1 protein-coding gene is annotated in these 892 nt (G+C 52.0%); it reads right to left on the bottom strand.

Annotated features, from left to right (window positions below; genetic code table 11):
• On the bottom strand, nucleotides 1–793 hold a 793-nt coding region (locus tag J7438_RS26135; RefSeq protein ID WP_209278952.1), incomplete at its 3' end, for a hypothetical protein.
• Nucleotides 794–892 lie beyond the last annotated feature (99 nt).

Genomic DNA, 892 nt, shown 5'->3' with positions numbered 1-892 from the left:
CCTTAACGTCCTCGTCTTTGCCCTCCTGCCAGCCCTCTTTCAAGCAGGGCAGGGTCAGGAAGGCCTTCACGTCCTGATCTTTCGGTAAGCCTTTGCCATTACACATGGAGGAAATATTGGTGACCAGAGCCCGGTCGAGCGGTTTGCCCTTAACGTCCTCGTCTTTGCCCTCCTGCCAGCCCTCTTTCAGGCAGGGCAGGGTCAGGAAGGCCTTCACGTCCTGATCTTTCGGCAAGCATTTGGAGGAACACATGGAGGAAATATTGGTGACCAGTGCCCGGTCGAGCGGTTTGTCCTTAACGTCTTCGTCATTGCCCTCCTGCCAGCCCTCTTTCAAGCAGGGCAGCGTCAGGAAGGTCTTCACGTCCTTATCTTTCGGTAAGCCTTTGCCATTACACATGGAGGAAATATTGGTGACCAGTGCCCGGTCAAGCGGTTTGCCCTTAACGTCCTTGTCTTTGCCCTCCTGCCAGCCCTCTTTCAGGCAGGGCAGGGTCAGGAAGGCCTTCAAGTCCTTATCTTTCGGTAAGCCTTTGCTATTACACATGGAGGAAATATTGATGACCAGTGCCCGGTCGAGCGGTTTGCCCTTAACGTCCTCGTCTTTGCCCTCCTGCCAGCCCTCTTTCAAGCAGGGCAGGGTCAGGAAGGCCTTCACGTCCTGATCTTTTGGTAAGCCTTTGCCATTACACATGGAGGCTATTTGTTTCAAGCATGGGTTATCAGCAAGCGACTGAATGTTTTCCTCGGGGACTTCTGCAAACGCCTTTATCTGAGTCTTCGATTTGAGCATGCTCGTAAGGCAGCTGGTATTTGTAATCTGCTGGGTATTTACAGCTAAAAAGAACGTGTTAGCCTTAGCAAAATAGCCTTTGAAAGTCTGGGGATCTTT

Source organism: Thalassotalea sp. G20_0 (assembly GCF_017744175.1).
Taxonomy (GTDB): Bacteria; Pseudomonadota; Gammaproteobacteria; order Pseudomonadales; family Endozoicomonadaceae; genus Endozoicomonas.
Note: the sequence above shows the minus strand (reverse complement) of the source record. Positions and strands in the feature narration are given on the sequence as shown.